18 protein-coding genes are annotated in these 17,543 nt (G+C 62.4%); 7 read left to right on the top strand and 11 right to left on the bottom strand.

Annotated elements, in window-relative coordinates; all coding sequences use genetic code 11:
- The 3 genes from AADW18_RS12525 to AADW18_RS12515 all read left to right on the top strand — a co-directional run bounded on the left by AADW18_RS12525 (position 1) and on the right by AADW18_RS12515 (position 2,720).
- Complete coding sequence (locus AADW18_RS12525) at positions 1-1,209, top strand: GDSL-type esterase/lipase family protein (protein ID WP_337343732.1); 1,209 nt, start codon at positions 1-3, stop codon at positions 1,207-1,209.
- A gap of 228 nt (positions 1,210-1,437) precedes the next feature.
- Positions 1,438-1,917 (top strand): hypothetical protein, encoded by a 480-nt coding sequence (locus AADW18_RS12520; protein ID WP_337343731.1) that lies wholly within the window; start codon positions 1,438-1,440, stop codon positions 1,915-1,917.
- A 47-nt stretch (positions 1,918-1,964) separates the two neighbouring features.
- Positions 1,965-2,720 carry an MHYT domain-containing protein gene (locus tag AADW18_RS12515; protein ID WP_337343730.1) on the top strand — a complete coding sequence of 252 codons (756 nt, stop codon included), beginning with the start codon at positions 1,965-1,967 and terminating at the stop codon, positions 2,718-2,720.
- Between the two features lie 165 nt (positions 2,721-2,885).
- Here the strand turns inward: AADW18_RS12515 and AADW18_RS12510 are convergent, their stop codons facing one another.
- Together AADW18_RS12510 and AADW18_RS12505 are read right to left on the bottom strand one after the other, a co-directional pair.
- Positions 2,886-3,248 carry a gamma-glutamylcyclotransferase family protein gene (locus AADW18_RS12510; protein ID WP_337343729.1) on the bottom strand — a complete coding sequence of 121 codons (363 nt, stop codon included), beginning with the start codon at positions 3,246-3,248 and terminating at the stop codon, positions 2,886-2,888.
- A gap of 38 nt (positions 3,249-3,286) precedes the next feature.
- The gene (locus tag AADW18_RS12505) at positions 3,287-3,655 is read right to left on the bottom strand and encodes a helix-turn-helix domain-containing protein (protein ID WP_337343728.1); all 369 of its coding nucleotides are present in this window, start codon (positions 3,653-3,655) and stop codon (positions 3,287-3,289) included.
- Between the two features lie 107 nt (positions 3,656-3,762).
- On the opposite strand from AADW18_RS12505, the gene AADW18_RS12500 reads away from it, so the two are divergent.
- A complete protein-coding gene (locus AADW18_RS12500; RefSeq protein ID WP_337343727.1) occupies positions 3,763-4,641 on the top strand; it encodes an NAD(P)-binding domain-containing protein in 879 nt (292 codons plus the stop codon).
- Positions 4,642-4,724: 83 nt separating this feature from the next.
- Here AADW18_RS12500 and icd read toward each other — a convergent pair whose 3' ends face one another.
- The 4 genes from icd to queF form a co-directional block, all read right to left on the bottom strand.
- Positions 4,725-6,053 carry an isocitrate dehydrogenase (NADP(+)) gene (icd, locus tag AADW18_RS12495; protein WP_337343726.1) on the bottom strand — a complete coding sequence of 443 codons (1,329 nt, stop codon included), beginning with the start codon at positions 6,051-6,053 and terminating at the stop codon, positions 4,725-4,727.
- 218 nt (positions 6,054-6,271) lie between these two features.
- Positions 6,272-6,754: a hypothetical protein gene (locus tag AADW18_RS12490; RefSeq protein WP_337343725.1), complete on the bottom strand. Its 483-nt coding sequence runs from the start codon at positions 6,752-6,754 to the stop codon at positions 6,272-6,274.
- Positions 6,755-6,791: 37 nt separating this feature from the next.
- A complete protein-coding gene (locus AADW18_RS12485) occupies positions 6,792-7,097 on the bottom strand; it encodes a LysM peptidoglycan-binding domain-containing protein (RefSeq protein WP_337343724.1) in 306 nt (101 codons plus the stop codon).
- A gap of 123 nt (positions 7,098-7,220) precedes the next feature.
- Complete coding sequence (gene queF / locus AADW18_RS12480) at positions 7,221-8,036, bottom strand: NADPH-dependent 7-cyano-7-deazaguanine reductase QueF (protein WP_337343723.1); 816 nt, start codon at positions 8,034-8,036, stop codon at positions 7,221-7,223.
- 359 nt (positions 8,037-8,395) lie between these two features.
- Here queF and AADW18_RS12475 point away from each other — a divergent pair, with 359 nt between their 5' ends.
- The 3 genes from AADW18_RS12475 (at position 8,396) to AADW18_RS12465 (ending at position 11,883) form a co-directional block, all read left to right on the top strand.
- Positions 8,396-9,673, top strand: a complete 1,278-nt coding sequence (locus AADW18_RS12475; RefSeq protein ID WP_337343722.1) for a lytic murein transglycosylase — start codon at positions 8,396-8,398, stop codon at positions 9,671-9,673.
- Complete coding sequence (locus AADW18_RS12470) at positions 9,670-10,536, top strand: D-hexose-6-phosphate mutarotase (protein WP_337343721.1); 867 nt, start codon at positions 9,670-9,672, stop codon at positions 10,534-10,536. The genes AADW18_RS12475 and AADW18_RS12470 overlap by 4 nt, the downstream gene beginning before the upstream one ends.
- Before the next feature lie 102 nt (positions 10,537-10,638).
- The gene (locus AADW18_RS12465; RefSeq protein ID WP_337343720.1) at positions 10,639-11,883 is read left to right on the top strand and encodes a TCR/Tet family MFS transporter; all 1,245 of its coding nucleotides are present in this window, start codon (positions 10,639-10,641) and stop codon (positions 11,881-11,883) included.
- A 151-nt stretch (positions 11,884-12,034) separates the two neighbouring features.
- Here the strand turns inward: AADW18_RS12465 and AADW18_RS12460 are convergent, their stop codons facing one another.
- The 5 genes from AADW18_RS12460 to AADW18_RS12440 form a co-directional block, all read right to left on the bottom strand.
- Entirely contained in the window at positions 12,035-12,481 is a 447-nt protein-coding gene (locus AADW18_RS12460) for a PepSY domain-containing protein (RefSeq protein WP_337343719.1), read from the bottom strand.
- Positions 12,482-12,588: 107 nt separating this feature from the next.
- A complete protein-coding gene (locus tag AADW18_RS12455; RefSeq protein ID WP_337343718.1) occupies positions 12,589-13,770 on the bottom strand; it encodes a benzoate/H(+) symporter BenE family transporter in 1,182 nt (393 codons plus the stop codon).
- 168 nt (positions 13,771-13,938) lie between these two features.
- Entirely contained in the window at positions 13,939-14,829 is an 891-nt protein-coding gene (locus AADW18_RS12450) for a methylglyoxal synthase (protein ID WP_337343717.1), read from the bottom strand.
- A gap of 145 nt (positions 14,830-14,974) precedes the next feature.
- Entirely contained in the window at positions 14,975-15,958 is a 984-nt protein-coding gene (locus tag AADW18_RS12445) for a glycoside hydrolase family 5 protein (protein ID WP_337343716.1), read from the bottom strand.
- A 136-nt stretch (positions 15,959-16,094) separates the two neighbouring features.
- Entirely contained in the window at positions 16,095-17,540 is a 1,446-nt protein-coding gene (locus AADW18_RS12440) for an FAD-dependent oxidoreductase (protein WP_337343715.1), read from the bottom strand.
- Between the last annotated feature and the right edge of the window lie 3 nt (positions 17,541-17,543).

Genomic DNA, 17,543 nt, shown 5'->3' with positions numbered 1-17,543 from the left:
ATGATCGCTACGCGGCTGCGCCGTATTGCGGCATGCGTCATGGTGCTGGCACTCAGCGCCGTAGCGTACGCCGCGCCCGTTCCCGTCTGGGTGCCCGCGTGGATCGCCTCGCCTGCGCCGGACCGTCTGGATGGCACGCCGGAGGCGCCGGTGCAGTTCCACCATCAGACCGTGCGCCAGGACATGCGATTAGGCACGTCCGCTACTGCGTTGCGCTTTCGCATCAGCAATGAACTGGGTGCGCAGCCGCTTAAGGTCGGCGCAGCATCGGCGCAACTGGTAGGCGCACGCGCACCTGCGTTGCCGGTGCGATTCGAGGGGCGCAGTGAGGTGATAATCCCACCGGGCGGCGTGCTGATCAGCGATCCGGTTTCGATCGCCGCGCCCGCCTTCTCCGAGATCGCGTTGAGCATCTGGTTCCCGGAGCCGACACGGCCTGCCGTGCGCCGCACCGCCGTACGTGTCGCACCAGGCCGTGCCGCCGTGCCCGACAGCGCGCCGCTGTTGTACCGACAGAACGTGGTGTCGGCCGTGTTGGCGGAGCGTACGCATAAGCCGCGCATTGTTGTGGCATTGGGCGATTCCATTACCGAAGGCGCCACCGCCACGCGCGGCACGCATGGGGATTGGCCCGCGCTGCTGGCCGAACGCCTGCATCGCACCTGCCCCGACCGCGTCGTCGTACTGAATGCCGGCATCAGCGGCAACAAGGTGCTGGACAACGGCCGCAGCCATAGCGCGCTATCGCGATTGGACCGCGACGTGCTGGCGTTGCCGGGCGTCGATCAGGTGATCGTTTTTGAAGGCATCAACGACATCCGGCATAGCGGCGCGCCGAGTTTCAATCCGGGACGCAATGCGACGGACATGATCGCGGGCTATCGGCAGATACTTACGCGATTGCGGCAGCATGGCGTGGTCGCGATCGGCGCCACGCTGACGCCCTTCAGTGGATCGGAGCGGTACGAACCGGTATCGGCCGACACACGGCGGCAGCTCAATCGATTCATTCGCGATGGTCGGGAGTTTTCCGCCGTCATCGACTTCGACGCCGCGCTCCGCGACTCAAACAACTCTGAAGCCATGCCCGCGGAGATCACCCGCGATTTCCTGCATCCCAACGATGAAGGCTATCGCCGCATGGCGAATTCGGTCGATATTTCGCTTTTTGGGTGCGGTGAGCGGCAACGGGTGAGTGGTAAACAGTAAGCGGTGAGTAGTAAGTGGTAAGTGGCAAGAGCGGATCGCTCCCTCCCTCACTGTTCCACGCTTAGGTAAACGCATGTAGCTGCGTTGCTTCTCCTGCCGCTGACGGATGTGTGCATACCGTCTCAGCTTTCCGGTTCCATGGCGTGATATTCCTCGTTGCGCATCTGGGGCGGTAAAGATTCAGAAACGGAAGGCGACGCCGGGCAAGCGGCCGGCGCAGGGGGAAACATGGAAATCGAGTTGAAGATCGTCTCGGATCATCGGGACGGTCTGCTGATTACGTTGGGCGAAGTCCTGATCGCCAATCGGTATGCTCTGTTGCGTCCACCGTCGCGCCAACACCGCCACCGGTGTGGTGATGTCATTGTGGTGCAGGGCCCGGAAGCAAATCTTCTACAGCTGGAAGAGCAGCTGGGCACGCATTGGATGGTAAAGAGTTTCGAGGCGAGCCCTTGCGATGCCCGTGCGGCATCGTCGCTGGCGGTAAGCGAACCTGCCGCATCGTCCGCCATCCCGGCGCTACCGCCCGTCGCGGCGGAACAAACGAATGTGGCCGCCGAGGGAACCGATGGACGGCACGGCCTGGTCGATCAGAAGCGCATCGAAGCCCTGCTGCCGCAGGTCGCACGCGATTATCCGGTGCGCGTCAGCGAAGTTGCTTGTCACGCCAATGGATCCGATCACTGTCGATTCGTATTCCGCGTCTGACGCCGGAGATTCCGGTCCAACCGTCGTTCCACCATGGAGTTCACGTCATGCCGCACGATCACGCTGTGCAATGCATCCACGACCCGGTGCTGGTGGCTCTTTCGTTCCTGGTGTCGGTGCTCGGCTCGTTCACCGCGTTGCAACTCGCGATCGGCATTCCGCTGGCAGGCACATCGGGGCAACGATGGCAGGCCTTGCTGGCGGCCGGTGCGGCCATGGGCGGCGGAGCTATCTGGGCAATGCATTTCATCGCCATGCTGGCCTGCCAGATGAATATTCCCGTCGCCTATGATCCCGGCGTGACCCTGCTGTCGGCGGTATTCGCGATAGGCGCCTGCATGGCGGGCCTGGCGATTGCCGGCACCGGTGTTTTCTCTTGGCGCAAGCTGGTGTTGGCGGGAACCTGCATGGGGCTGGGTGTTGCCAGCATGCACTACACCGGCATGGCCGCCATGCGCATGCCAGCGACCACCGAGTACGTCACCGATATCGTGGTGCTGTCGATACTGATCGCAGTGGTGGCGTCCACCGCAGCCTTGTGGCTGGCATTCAATTTGCGCGGCTGGCCGCAGATGCTGGGAAGCGCGCTGGTCATGGGCGTTGCGGTATGCGGGATGCATTACACCGGCATGTATGCCGCGCAGTTCATGCCCACCGGCGAAGACCCGGTGTTGGCGACCGCCAGCGGTGTGAGCGGCGACTACCTGGGCATGGGCGTGTTCGCCGTCGCTACCCTGCTGTTGACCGCGATGCTGATAACCGCGACGGTGCGCCGCCAACGACGCGCCTCGGTGACGATCTGAACGCGACGCGAGCTCCGGACAAACCGAAAAACAACGCAGGGCGGCGTCTCGTTGTTGTAGGAGCGGCGTCCCGCCGCGAGCTCTTCCCGGATTTCATGGCAATCCCACCGAAGAGCTTGCGGCGGGACGCCGCTCCCACGGACGCCGCCCCTACAGAGAAACGTCTTAACCTGGTACCTGCGACGCTTTCACGTAAACCCAGGCCTCCGTGCCTGACTTCAGGCGCACCTGAGCGCGCTGGTAATCGGAAACTTCATAGCGGTCGGCTGCGGCCAACTCGCTTGCGCTGATGCGGAACACCGTGCCCTGTACTTCGTCGGCGGGATCATCGCTGGGCGCAACGATGGGATGGAAGCGTTCTCCACTTGCCGCCAGTACCTGCGGATCGGTGATTTCCACCATCGTCCGCGCATAGCCGGGCAGCGCGTCGGGCGTGCCATCCAACCGGCGGCCGAAGGAAGACAACTGCACGCTTTCCAGCTGCAGCGTGCCGTAGGAAAAAAGGTAAATGTCGTGCGAGTCGGCCATGGATAGTTTCTTCGTGCTGGTACTGAGCCCTATCGATATTAGCGATTGCCACTTGCATTGGAATCAAGGAGAACGCGACATTGCTCCTCGCTAGCGGTCGCATAGCGCGTGCCCCACATGGCAAGTGTGTGCACGGCGTCGTTCAACGAAGCGCCGATGTCGGTGACCGAATATTCGACGTGCAACAGTCGTCCGGAACGGTCGTCGCGCAACACGATTCCGTCGGCTTCCATTTCACGCAACTGCTGGTAGAGCACCTTCTCGCTGATGCCGGGAATACGGCGGCGCAGTTCGAGAAAACGTACCGGCGCGGCGTGCAGTTCCCACAGGATCGTAGACTTCCATTTGCCGGCAATGACTCGCATCGCCGGGCCGAGACCGCAACTGAATGGTTGGGGCTGTTTCATCGTTGCCTCTCCACGGCCTGCGCCGGCACGTACCAGCAGGTAAGTAATTTTATCGCCTGAGATCGATGGTTACCGTACGCGCATCCAGAAAAAACAGGATTCGCGACATGATGCAACAGCAGGGCAAAATCAGTGTGATCGGTTTGGGCGACATGGGCGGCACGCTGGCACGCACGCTGCTGCGCAAGGGTTGGCAGGTAACGGTCTGGAACCGAAGTCCGGCACGGATGCAGCCGCTTGTCGCCGAAGGCGCGCATCCGGCCAACAGTTCAACCGACGCGATTGCCGCCAGCCCGATCGTGATCACCTGCCTGTCGAACTATGCGGCGATGTATGACGTGCTGGAGCGAGGTGCCGACGTGTTGAGCGGTCGTACCGTGGTGCAATTCGGCAACGGGACGCCGCAGGACGCGCGAGAAGGCGCTGCATGGGCGGCATCGCACGGCGCCGACTATCTCGATGGCACGATCCTGGCATGGCCCAGTCAGATCGGCGGCGAAGACACGGTGATCCTGGTTTCCGGTGCAAAGGATGCGTTCGCGCGTTCGCGCGATGCACTGACGGCACTCGCGGGCGCTATTGCGCATACCGGTGAGCGCATCGACGAAGCTGCGGCACTTGGCGCGGCATCGCTGGCGTATCTCGCTGGCCATTGGATCGGCATGGCGCATGCGTCGCTGGTATGCCGGTCCGAAGGGCTCGACCTGCAAGCGTTCGCCGGCATGCTCGCCGAGTTTGCACCGGTGCTCGGCAACGATCTGCGGCATATGGGGCGCGTGATCAGTGAAGACCGCTATACGAATCCCGAAAGCACGCTGCAGACGGCGGCTGCGGACATCGCCAACCTCGTCCGGCGAGCGCGCCAGACGGGTATCGGCGATGAATTCCCCGCGTATGCCGCGGGCCTGTTCCATCGCGCGCTGGAGGCCGGCTATGGGCTGGAAGAGCATGTCGCTGTAATCAAGGTACTCGGCAACGCCTCGTAGCCTCGACACGACAGGTAACCGTGTCAAAAGAAGAAGCCCGGCGTAGCCGGGCTTCGTTATCGAACCATGCGCGCGGTCGCGTCTCAGAGATGCTTGATGATCTCGTCGGCAAACTCGCTGCACTTCACTTCGGTGGCGCCTTCCATCAGGCGGGCGAAGTCGTAGGTGACGCGCTTGCTGGCGATGGCCTTGTTGACGCCTTCGATGATCGCATCGGCGGCTTCGGTCCAGCCCATGTAGCGCAGCATCATTTCGCCCGACAGGATCACCGAACCCGGATTGACCTTGTCCTGGTCGGCGTACTTCGGCGCGGTGCCGTGGGTCGCTTCGAAGACAGCGTGGCCGGTGACGTAGTTGATGTTGGCGCCCGGCGCGATGCCGATGCCGCCGACCTGCGCGGCCAGCGCGTCGGACAGGTAATCGCCGTTGAGGTTCAGTGTCGCCGATACGTCGTATTCCTTCGGACGCAACAGGATCTGCTGCAGGAAGGCATCGGCGATGGCGTCCTTGATGACGATGCCCGCGCCCGGCTTGCCTTCCGGAATCACGTGCCACGGACCGCCGTCGAGTTCGACCGCGCCGAAGTAGTCGCGCGCCACCTGGTAGCCCCAATCACGGAAGCCACCTTCGGTGAACTTCATGATGTTGCCCTTGTGCACCAGAGTCACCGACTTGCGCTTGTTCTCGATGGCGTAGCTGATGGCGCTGTGCACCAGGCGCTCGGTGCCCAGGCGGCTGACCGGCTTGATGCCCAGGCCGACTTCCACGGTCATCTCGCGATGCGGCGCGCCGATGCCTTCCAGCGCCTGCTGCCATTCGTTGACCTTTTCCTGTGTGCCGAAGCGGATCTTGCTGAACGGCTGCGGGAATTCCTTGGCCAGGAAATCCAGCACCTTCTGCGATTCGGCGCTGCCGCCAGCCCATTCGATACCGGCGTAGATGTCCTCGGTGTTCTCGCGGAAGATCACCATGTCCACATCGCCCGGCTTCTTCACCGGCGAAGGTACGCCTTCGAACCAGCGCACCGGGCGCAGGCAGACGTACAGGTCCAGCATCTGTCGCAGCGCGACGTTGAGCGAACGGATACCGCCGCCGACCGGCGTGGTCAGCGGACCCTTGATGCTCACCAGATAATCGCGGCAGGCCTGCACGGTGGAATCCGGCAGCCAGGTGCCGAACTGGTTGTTCGATTTCTCGCCGGCGAAGACTTCCAGCCAGTGGATCTTCTTGCTGCCGCCGTAGGCTTTCTCGACCGCGGCATCCAGCACGCGTACCGAAGCGCGCCAGATATCCGGGCCGGTGCCGTCGCCTTCGATGAAGGGAATGATCGGGTGGTTCGGCACATTGAGCTTGCCGCCCGAAATCGTGATCTTCTCACCGCCGGCCGGCGGTGTGAGGACAGGTTCTGCCATGGAACTGCTCCCGGTAAGACGCGCAACGTAAGGGCTGACGCGAGTGGTTTGGACGTGGACCCCCATTGTCGCGGTTTATGCCCTTTCGAGCAAAACCTGCGCTCGAGCAGTCCCCAGGACATCGGGTGGGCTCTGGTAGAGCGGCGCACCCTGCCAAAAAAAAGGCGCGGATCGCTCCGCGCCCAAGCTTGCCCACTGAGGGTGGGAGAGAGGTTGGATTACTTGATTTCGATTTCCTGCATCACGCCGGCGGGCTGGCCATTCAAGGTGACGTCCACCTTGTATTTGCCGGCGGGCCACGCATTGGCGTTGGTGAATTCGAAATTGGTCGTGCCGCTGCCGGTGGTGTTGAGCGTTTCGGACTTCTGGCCGGCTACCTGGCCGTCTTGATAGGTGAGCTTGGCGTCCAGCGTGGCGTTGGCCGCGTCGCCCTGTGTTTGCACCGAGACGATGATCTTGTCCTTGGTGCCCAGCGTGGTCATGGCTGCGACTGACTTGTCGGCTGCGGCGGTATTGCCGACGGTGACGCCGGTGACACTGACGGTCGCCGGAGCGGGTGCAGCAGGTGTCGCCGGAGCAGGCGCGGGCTCGGTAGCGGCCGGCGGCGTCGGAGCAGCTTCTTCCTTCTTTTTGCAGCCGACCAGCGCGATGCTGCCAGCCAGGCCAATGATCAAAGCATAGGAGATACGGTTGAGCTTCATGGTGTCGTTCCTTGTCGTGGATATGAAGAGAGGAGCTTCAAGCGCCGGTGGATTTCGGGGGCAGCTTGATCACCTGCCCGGGGAAAATGCGATCGGGATCTTCAATGGTGTCGCGATTGGCTTCGAAGATCTGCTTCCAGGCATTGGCGCTGCCGTAGTGCTCTTTGGCAATCTTCGAAAGCGTGTCGCCCTTGCCGATGGTGTAGGTTTGTTCGCCCACGATTTCTTCCGTGCTGTCCACCCGCGCGGTGACGCCGGAGAAGTCGGCCTTTTCGACTTTCTGCTCAGTCGTGTCGACTTTTGCGCTAACGCCGGAAAAATCTGCCTTCTTTTCGGTGCTCATAGTCAACAACCTTCCTGATGGATGTTGGGAACGAGGCATAGCCTTGCACGCGCGCCGTTAAAAAATCATGGCGCGTGCGTGAAGAAACGGAGACAGTTCGGGAACGAGGATTTAACCTGCGGACTACTGGCGTACTTCGCGTTTCACTTCGTTTGGCGCGGCTCCCGGTGTCGCCCGCCAGGGATTGATATCCAAACCGCCACGGCGGGTGTAGCGCGCTTCGACTGAGAGCGACTGCGGATGGCAGTGCGTCGATATGTCATGAAAGATGCGTTCGACACACTGTTCATGGAATTCGGCGTGGTCGCGAAAGCTGATCAGATAACGCAATAGCGCCGGCCGGTCGATGCGCGGCCCGTGATAACGAATCGTCACGCTGGCCCAATCCGGTTGTCCGGTCACCGGGCAATTGGATTTCAATAGCTGCGAGTACAGGGTTTCTTCGACCTGGCTGTCGGGTTCGGCGGTCAGAAAATCCGCGTTCGGTGGACCGTAGTGGTTTATCTCGATATCCAGTGCGTCCAGCGACTCGCCGTCTTCCGCATCGACCATCGGCGGCAAGCCGAAGGCCACTTCGACATCCGCGCCGGCGCGGACGGACAGATCGGTGCGCAGGCATTCCAGCACCGCGGCATCGCTGTTGAAACGCGTTGCGTTGAGCGAATTCAGATACAGCTTCAACGACTTGGATTCGATCAGGTTGGGGGAATCGAACGGCACGATGAGCGTGGCGGTGGCGACACGCGGTTTGCCTCGCGCGTCCAGCCAACTCAGTTCGTAGGCATGCCAGCGGTCATGACCGACAAACGGCAGGGCTTCATCGGCGATGCCGATCTCGGCGCGCGCGGCTTGGCGAGGAATGGCGAACAGCAGGCTGGGATCGTAGTGCGCGGGATAGGCGACTTCCCGGCCCAGGGAAGAGTCGAAAGGGGTGCTCATGGCAATATTCTACGGATCGGGCTTGAAGCAAGGGTGTATCAGGCGGCCAGGCGTTCACCCACGAGGCGGCTGGAGCAGGTATCCGGATTCGGCAGGCTGCCGTTGGTGAGGGCCCGCCTGCCGCCGTCCCAGCCCAACGTCGGAAGCTCGCGTAGGAGCGGCGTCCCGCCGCGAGCTCTTTCCATCAGATCGCGATAACAGCGAAGAGCTCGCGGCGGGACGCCGCTCCTACAACGGCAAAGGAGCATCGGCGAGACGAATGCTGGGGCATCAGTGTCAATTGACCTTCGTTACGCTTGGAAAAGTAGTGGTGGGCAAGGCAAAGTAAGCGTTCCCCCGAACGGCAAAGGAAGCCGGACATGAAACCCATATTCGTATTGGGTGCGCTGGCTGTCGTGCTTTCGCTGCCTGCGCGCGCCGAGATCGTTTTCGACGACTGCATCGCGGGCCTGCAATCACAGGCGACGGCGCAAGGCGTATCTGCCGACAACTACCGCATCCACACCCAGGGATTGCTGCCGGACATGAGCGTGCTGGAGCTCCTGGACGCGCAACCGGAATTCACCACGCCGCTGTGGGATTACCTGGCCGCGCTGGTGGACGACCAGCGTGTGGCCGACGGACAAGCCATGCTGGCTACCCACGCGACCCTGCTGGCACAAGTAGCCGAGCGCTACGGCGTGGATGCGGAAACGGTAGTCGCGGTCTGGGGCGTGGAAAGCGACTATGGACGCGTCTTCGGCAAGCGGCCGCTGCTGAGTTCGCTGGCGACGTTGTCCTGCTTCGGACGCCGCCAAGGGTTCTTTCGCGGCGAATTCATCGCCACGCTGAAGTTGCTGCAAGCGGGCGACATCCGCGCTGAAGGACTCACCGGCTCCTGGGCGGGTGCATTCGGGCATACGCAGTTCATGCCAAGCACGTATGCGCGTATTGCGGTCGACTTCGACGGCGATGGCCGGCGTGATCTGGTCGGAAGCATCCCGGACGCATTGGGCTCGACGGCGAACTATCTGAAACAAGCCGGCTGGCAAACGGGCCAATCCTGGGGCTATGAGGTGAAGGTGCCGTCCAACTTCGATGCTTCGCTAGCCGGCCGGACCCGCCGCCGTCCGTTGTCGGACTGGGTCGCACGCGGTGTGACGCGCGTGGATGGCACGCCCATCATTGGCAGCGATGCGCCGTCGGCCGTACTGCTGCCCACAGGCGTGGCGGGGCCGGCGTTCCTGGTGTTCCGCAACTACGACGCGATCTATGCCTACAACGCATCGGAAAGCTACGCATTGGCCATCGTTTTGCTGTCCAACCGACTGCGCGGTGGGGGCGGCATCGTCGCGGTGTGGCCCACCGACGATCCCGGATTGTCGCGCGTCCAGCGCAAGCAGCTGCAACTGCTGTTGCTGGCGCGCGGACACGCCATTGGCGAGGCGGACGGATTGATCGGCACGCAGACGCGCCGTGCTATCCAGTCGGAACAAATAAAGCTGGGCCTGTTACCCGCAGATGGTCGTGCCGGCCGCAAGATACTGGAGGCATTGAAGTCCGAAGGCCCGCCGGTTAACCCGCCCGGTCCTCCCGTTACGCCGCCGCCATCCCTGGCGCCGCCGCTCGTCCCACCTCAAGAGAACCTGAAACCATGACCCCTTCGATGCCGGGCCTGCGCATGGATCGCTTTCAGGACATAGAAGCCGTATGCGTGGACACGCCGTTTTCCACCGCTGCGATCAGTCTGCACGGCGCGCAGCTGCTGTCGTTCGCGCCACAGGGTTTCGACGATGTGATGTGGCTGTCGCCGGATACGCGCCATCCGCCGCAGGCGATTCGGGGCGGCGTTCCGGTGTGCTGGCCGTACTTCGCTCGGCAGGGGCAGCCTGACGATGTGCCGCAACATGGCTATGCGCGGACATCGCTGTGGCGTCTGGCCGACGCGCAGCACGACGAAGACGGCACCGTGATGTTGGAATTCGTATTGCCGAACGAAACCGACGCCGCACTCGACCTGTCCATGACCGTGCGCATCGGCCGCGCGCTGGAACAATCGCTGACCACACATAATCGCAGCACCGAGCCGCAGCGATTCACCCAGGCGCTGCACACCTACTTCGCGGTCGCCGACGCTGCCCAGGCGCGCGTCATAGGGCTGGATGGCCTGACTTACGCCAATAAATACGACGGTCACGACCACGTGCAGGAGGGGGAATGGAACCTGCACGACCCACGCGACCCCGGCCGTAGCGACCGCATCTACGCCGATACCGGCAATCATTTCGAACTGATCGATCCTGTCGCCCGCCGCCGGGTCGCGCTGCGGACTTCCGGCAGCCGCACGCTGGTGGTGTGGAACCCGGGTGCGGAAGGCGCCCGCGCATTTACCGATATGCCACCCCAAGGCTGGCGCCGATTCGTCTGCCTGGAAGCCGCCAACGCTGGCGCTGATGCGATCGAACTGGCCCCCGGCGCTCGTCACACGCTGGGTCAGATCATCGCCGTTTCGGATATTTAAGTGCGGGCAACCCGGTCGCCGTTCACAGCGCGTGGCGCGACCTACCCGGGGAAGGGTGATCCGCCCTAAACTGCCGCACCTGTTATCGTCCGGTCACCCTGCGTGAACTCAGAACCCCAGGCCGTCGGCGGACGCCGCGCCGCGCTCATCTTCATCTTCATCACCGTGCTGATCGACATCCTGTCGTTCGGTGTGATCATTCCCGTGTTGCCGGGGCTGGTGCGCGAGTTCACCGGCGGCGATTTCGCGCAGGCCGCATGGTGGGTGGGTACATTCGGCATGTTGTTCGCCGCCATCCAGTTCGTTTGCACGCCGATCCAAGGCGCACTGTCCGATCGCTTCGGACGGCGGCCTGTGATCTTGCTGTCCTGCCTCGGATTGGGCGTCGATTTCATCCTGATGGCGCTGGCGCAATCGCTGCCCTGGCTGCTGATCGCGCGCATTTTCTCAGGCATGTTCTCGGCCAGCTTCACCACGGCCAATGCCTATATCGCCGACATCACTCCGCCGGAAAAGCGGGCGCAGGCGTTCGGAATGATCGGTGCCGCCTTCGGTGTGGGCTTCATTATTGGTCCATTGCTGGGCGGCTTGTTGAGCAAGCATGTCGACCTGCGTGCGCCGTTCTGGTTCGCGGCCGGTCTCGCCCTCCTCAATTTCCTCTACGGCTACTTCGTCTTGCCGGAATCACTGCCGAAGGAAAGGCGGTCGCCGCGATTCGATTGGTCGCATGCCAACCCTGTGGGATCGATGGTGCTGCTCAAGCGCTACCCACAGGTGTTCGGATTGGCCGCGGTGGTGCTTATCGCCAATCTGGCGCATTACGTGTATCCCAGCGTATTCGTGCTGTTCGCCGAATATCAGTATCGCTGGGACGAAGATCAGGTCGGCATGGTCCTGGCCGCTGTCGGTGTCTTCAGCGTAATCGTTCAAGCCGGCCTGATGGGCAAGATCGTGCCGAAGCTGGGCGAACGCCGCACGCTGTTGTTCGGCCTGGCGTGCGGTGTGGTCGGCTTCATCATCTATGGCATGGCCGACAAGGGTTGGATGTTCCTGATTGGCTTGCCGATCAGTGCGCTATGGGGATTGGCAGGACCGGCGACGCAGTCGTTGATCACGCAACAGGTCGGCGCCGATGTGCAGGGTCGCATCCAGGGCGCGTTGATGAGTCTGGTCAGCCTGGCCGGTATCGCCGGGCCGATGATGTTCGCTGGTACGTTCGCATTGTTCATCGGCAAGAGCGCGCCCGCTCACATACCCGGTGCGCCGTGGTTGTTGGCGTCGTTGCTGTTGTTCATTGGCTTGCTGGTGGGTTGGCGGTACGCCAGGCCGGCGCCAGTACAGGCGTGATCTATACCTTGCCTTTTGTAGAGACGAGCTTGCTCGGCTGCTCTTCGTGACACATCAAAAACAGCGGAGCGAGCTCCGCTCTACATAATAAAAGAGAAGGCCGCATAGCGGCCTTCTTGTCTACAGGAAACGGAAAAATCGCCCACGCGAATCAATCATCCTCCTCGTAGACGATTCTTCCTGTCGAAGCATCCAGGTGGACCTCCCTATCATCGCCATCCGCGCGCTCAGCTTCGGCTTTCCACATGCCGTCGTCGAAATCGACGTCGTGTACTTCTGAGTAGCCGGCAGCGGTCAGTTTCGCCTTCACGTCATTCTCGGTCAGATTCGACACCAGCGCGTCGGCCTTGATATCGCTGGTAGCCGGATTGACGCGTACGTCGACCCGTTTGCCGTCCGCACTGGTGGCGTCGGTTTCCCACATGCCGTCTTCAAAATCCAGATCGTCGATGTTGGTATAGCCTTTCTCAGTCAAAAGCGCGCGGACCTGTGGTTCGGTGAGGGTGTCGGCTGCTGGCTGTTGCGACTGCGCCAAAGCGGCCGAAGAAGCTACCAGCAAGCCAGTGAGAATGAATAATCTATTGCGGACAGTCTGCATGGAAATCTCCTGCAGTGGAGGTACCTGGATACTGCCTAGCTCCACATCACTCGCCGATGAACTAACGGCGCTTCCACGCAGCCTTCACGCCAGAATGGCGGTTTCGTTTATCGCCCGGTTCGCCACATCAACATCGTGATCACGCCTGCAACCAATCCCCAGAACGCGGATCCGATGCCGGCCAGCGACAAACCCGATGCAGTGACCAGGAAAGCGACCAGTGCCGGCTCGCGATCGGTTTCCTCTCGCAGTGCCGCTGCCAGACCGTTGCCGATGGTGCCCAGCAACGCGATACCGGCGATGGCCATCACCAGTTCCTTGGGGAACGCTGCGAACAGCGCCGCGACGGTCGCGCCAAACAAACCGATCAACACATAGAAAATTCCTGCCGCCATTGCCGCGACATAACGGCGGTTCGGATCCTCGTGCGCTTCGCGACCCATGCAGATCGCCGCAGTGATTGCCGCAAGATTCAGCGCGAATGCACCGAACGGCGCCAGCAACAGGTTTGCGACGCCCGTCCATCCCACGACGGGTGAGATGGGAATGGCATAACCGGAGGCACGGATCACAGCAACACCGGGCACGTTCTGCGACGTCATGGTAACGACGAACAACGGCAGCGCGATGCCGAACAACGCGGCCACCGACAGCGTCGGCATGATGAAAACAGGACGCGCGAGTTGCAGCTTCAATCCTTCCGTATGCATCAGCCCCAAGCCGGCAGCCAGGGCGACGCCAACCAGCAAGGTGACGATGACCGCATAGCGCGGCACCGTTCGCCTTGCCAGCAAATACACCACGAACATTCCCAACGCCACGGCGGGTTGAGTCTTCATGGCGACGAATACGTCCAGCCCAAAGCGCAGCAATACGCCGGCCAGCATGCCCGACGCCAGTGACACCGGGATGCGGCTGAGCATGCGTTCGAAGAAGCCAGAGAACCCGGACGCCGCGATCAACGCCGCCGACAACACGAATGCGCCGATGGCATCGGACAGCGGCAAACCCGCCGCACTGCTGATCAGCATCGCCGCGCCTGGCGTCGACCAGGCGGTCACCACCGGCATGCGATAGCGCAACGACAACGCCAAACAAGTCAGGCCCATGCCCAAACCCAGCGCCCACATCCACGAACTTATCTCAGCCGGTGAAGCGCCCAGTGCTTGCGCCGCCTGGAACACGATCACCGCCGAACTGGCGAAGCCGACCAACACCGTGACGAATCCGGCCGCGATAGCGGAGAGAGAAAGATCGCGCAGCAGGTGGCGTGGGCTCGATTGAATCATGAGCTAAGGCGGCCAATTGTGGGAGCGACGTGAGTCGCGACCGGAAAAATGAAAAAGCTTTGGGCACGGATCAACACGGAAAGAAGCGGATAAAGCATTGAGTACCTTTGTCCGTGTTCATCCGCGTTGATCCGTGTCTAAAGTCTCTTCTTACCATCCGGTCGCGACTCACGTCGCTCCCACAAGAGCAAGAGCTCTTCGCCTCTCCACCGCCGCACACCACCGCTGGGCGACAGCAGGCGAGGTGGTACAGACCGCATCGTCGGTCACCGTGGTGACGGCGCGTTCCAATAGCTGGATGTCAGCCTCGTGCTGGCGCGCCACGTGCGGATCCTCGAAGAAGATCACGCGCTGGCAACGGCGCTCCAGTACGCAATCGGCTATCTGTGCGTCGCCGCCCATGGGACCGCTTTGATAACGCTCGGTCCACATGCGGTCCTGCGGCCAGCCTCGGCTCCAAGCCAGTTCGTTGAGCCGCTGACCGGTGGTGCCGGTGGCGACGCGTCGCCCAAAACGGGACAGTACATCGAAGTGTTCCGCCGCGAACGCCAGCATCTGCGGCTTCATCGCGTCGTGCGCGATCAGGGCCAGCGTCTGCGTCTCCAGCGCATGGAAGCGATCCGCGCTCGGGTCGGGAGCGAAGCCGGCATGTACGCGCTCCATTTCTATCCAGTCGCGCGCCGACGCCACCGTGGACAGGAAAGGTTTGCCATGAATGACGCATTGGCGTTTCAGCGTCGCGGCTTCCGGGAATATCGAAGAAGGATCGACCGGATCGATCAGGTAGATCGCACCCTGCAGGTTTCGCTCGGCACCTTCCAGTCCCACCACTTCGGCAACGAGCTTCATCAGGCCGCCGTCACGGCCATAGGGATAGCGACGCAACTCCGGGTAGTTAGCCAGCATGCGGGCCGCCGCGATGGCATCGTAAGTGCGGCCTACCGCATGCAGCCCGAGGTTCAATTCGCGAATACCGGATTCGCAGGCACGCAGCCAGCGAAACAGCCCGGCGTCCTCGTTGCGGTGGTGCAGTCGGTTGGCGGCAAGGCCCAGGCGCATGGCGGGGTCTTCGGGGTGGTGGAGAAGACAGTCTAAAGGGGGTCGTGTCCTTTGGGATAACGGATTAAGTCCTTATGGGAGTGGTGCCAGCATGCCGGTACCACTCCCACAAGGACACACCACGTCGATGACCACAAAACTAGCGCTACTCGATAAACCGCTTCGCCATCGGCGTCAGGACCGTCATCTGCGGCTTTTCGATGCCGTCTTTGCTCGGCTGCACATTGAAAGGATAGGTCGTGGGCCACCAAGCGCCGGCGGCCCAATAGGTCCAGCCTAGCCAAACGTCGTCGTTGGCTTCCATGTGTTCCAGCATCTGTTTCAACGCCGCCATGCAGGTCGCATTACTACTGGCGCCGAACTCGCCGAGAAAGCCGCGCTTGCCGTGCTCGCGCAGCCAAGTAGTGAAGACGTTCAATTTGCGGACACCGATGTCTTCGCTGACGCATTCGCCGGAGGTACCGGAAAAATCCGCATCCAGATACTGATGCGCCTCGAAGGCGATGCGATCGGCGGGATCGGTGATCTTGAGCAGCGCATCGGCATTGGACGTGCCGCCGTACCAAGTGCCATTCCAGCTATGCGCGCCGCTGTAGGCGGTGCCGGGCACCAGCACCAGATTATTGGCGCCGGCGGCGCGAATCGCGTTCAAAGCCGCCTGCGCGGCATCCGCCCACTCGGTCGCACCGATACCGTTGGGCTCATTCATCAGCCCGAAGATGACGCTGTCGTCGTTCTTGAATTCGTTGGACAGCCGCCGCCACAGATCAACAAAAACCGTGACCGGCACTTCGCTGCCGCCGATCCGCACGCCGTTGTACTTGGCGTAGTTGTGCACATCCAGCACCACCACCATGTTCTTCGACTTGGCCCGCTGCACGGCGGTACGCAGCAGCGATAACTGCGCGGCGTCCAGCTCGCCGTTGGCCTGCGGCTGCAAGCGCTCCCACAGGAACGGCAGCCGGATGATGTTCATGCCCTTGGACGCGAAGTACGTGAAGTCGGAGTCGCTGGGATAGGTGTAATCCTTGAACAGCACGCCCGGCTTCTTCGACGAGTTGAACTCGGCGCCGGCAAGATTGACCCCGGCATAACGCAGGCCGCGCGGCTCCTGCGCTGAGGCCGGCATGCAAAGGCTGCCTAGCAGCAGGCAAAGCGCGGTAGCGAGTATCGGAAGGTGACGGACATGGGGAGTATGGGGGCGCACGTTGGTATCTCCTTTTTGGGGGAACCAGACGCGCACACTTGGGCCGGCGCGCGCCCGGTCAGGTTTGCAGCATCAGCGCGATGCTGTCGGCCGCGTCACGGCCTTCGGCTACTGCAGTCACTACCAGGTCGGCGCCGCGCACGGCATCGCCGCCGGCAAACAGTTTGGCATGCGTGGTCTGAAACGGGAGCCGGCCTTCGCCACCGACCACGATGCGTCCGTTGAGACTGCCTTCCACGCCCTGCGTGGCCAACCACTCCGGTACCGTCGGCGAGAAACCAAACGCAATGATGACCACGTCCGCTTCCAGCAGCGATTCGCTGCCGACAATCGGTACCGCCTGCTGGCGGCCACGTTCGTCCGGCTCGCCCAACTGGGTTTCCACCACCTGCACGCCGATCACATTGCCGTCGGCATCGCCTTCGATCGCCAGTGGCTGACGGTTGAAGAGAAAACGTACGCCTTCCTCGCGCGCATTGGCGACTTCGCGCGCTGAGCCCGGCATGTTGGCTTCGTCGCGGCGATAGGCGCACACCACCTTGGCCGCGCCCAAGCGGATCGCGCTACGCACGCAATCCATGCCGGTGTCGCCACCGCCCAGCACCACCACGCGCTTGCCGTGCAGGTCGGGCACCGCCAGCTTGTCTTCCCAACCGGCGATGGGTCGGCCCCACGGATCGTTGCCGCTGACGATGCGTCCGTTCTGCACCAGGAACGGCAGCGCCGGCAGCACGTTGGCCAGATCCTGACCGGGCAGGCCGCCATCGGTGTAGCGATAAGCGCCAGTGCCCAGGAACACGGCGTCGTATTCTTCCAGCAGTTCGGCGAGCGTCATGTCGCGGCCAATTTCCACGCCCAGGCGGAATTCCACGCCCATGCCTTCCAGTACTTCGCGCCGGCGCGCAATGATGCTTTTCTCCAGCTTGAAGCTGGGAATGCCGAACTGCAGCAAGCCACCGATTTGTTCGTAGCGGTCGAACACCACTGCCTGGATGCCGGCGCGAGCCAGTCGATCCGCGCAGCCTATGCCGGCCGGCCCCGCACCGATCACCGCCACGCGCTTGCCGGTGGGCTGCACATGGCTCAAGTCGGGACGCCAGCCGCTTTCCAGCGCCGTATCCACGATGTACTTTTCCACCGCGCCGATGGTGACCGCGCCGAATTCCTCCAGCGTGCACGACCCTTCGCACAGGCGATCCTGCGGGCAGACCCGGCCGCAGACTTCCGGCAATGGGTTGGTGGTGTGGCACAGCGCCGCGGCTTCTTCGATGCGGTTTTCCTGCACCAGCTGCAACCATTGCGGGATCGCGTTGTGCACCGGGCATTTCCAGCTGCAATAAGGGTTGCCGCAATCCAGGCAACGGCCAGACTGATACTGCGCATCGGCCTTGTCGAACTTGCCGTACAACTCGCCCCAATCGCCAGACGTGCGCAACTCCAGCGGGATGCGCTGCGGCATCTGCCGGGGGAGTTCCAGGAATTGAAAGACTTGCTTCTTGCTCATGGG

It is taken from the genome of Pseudoxanthomonas sp. CCNWLY206-1 (genome assembly GCF_039710385.1).
Lineage (GTDB): Bacteria > Pseudomonadota > Gammaproteobacteria > Xanthomonadales > Xanthomonadaceae > Pseudoxanthomonas_A.
Note: the sequence above shows the minus strand (reverse complement) of the source record. Positions and strands in the feature narration are given on the sequence as shown.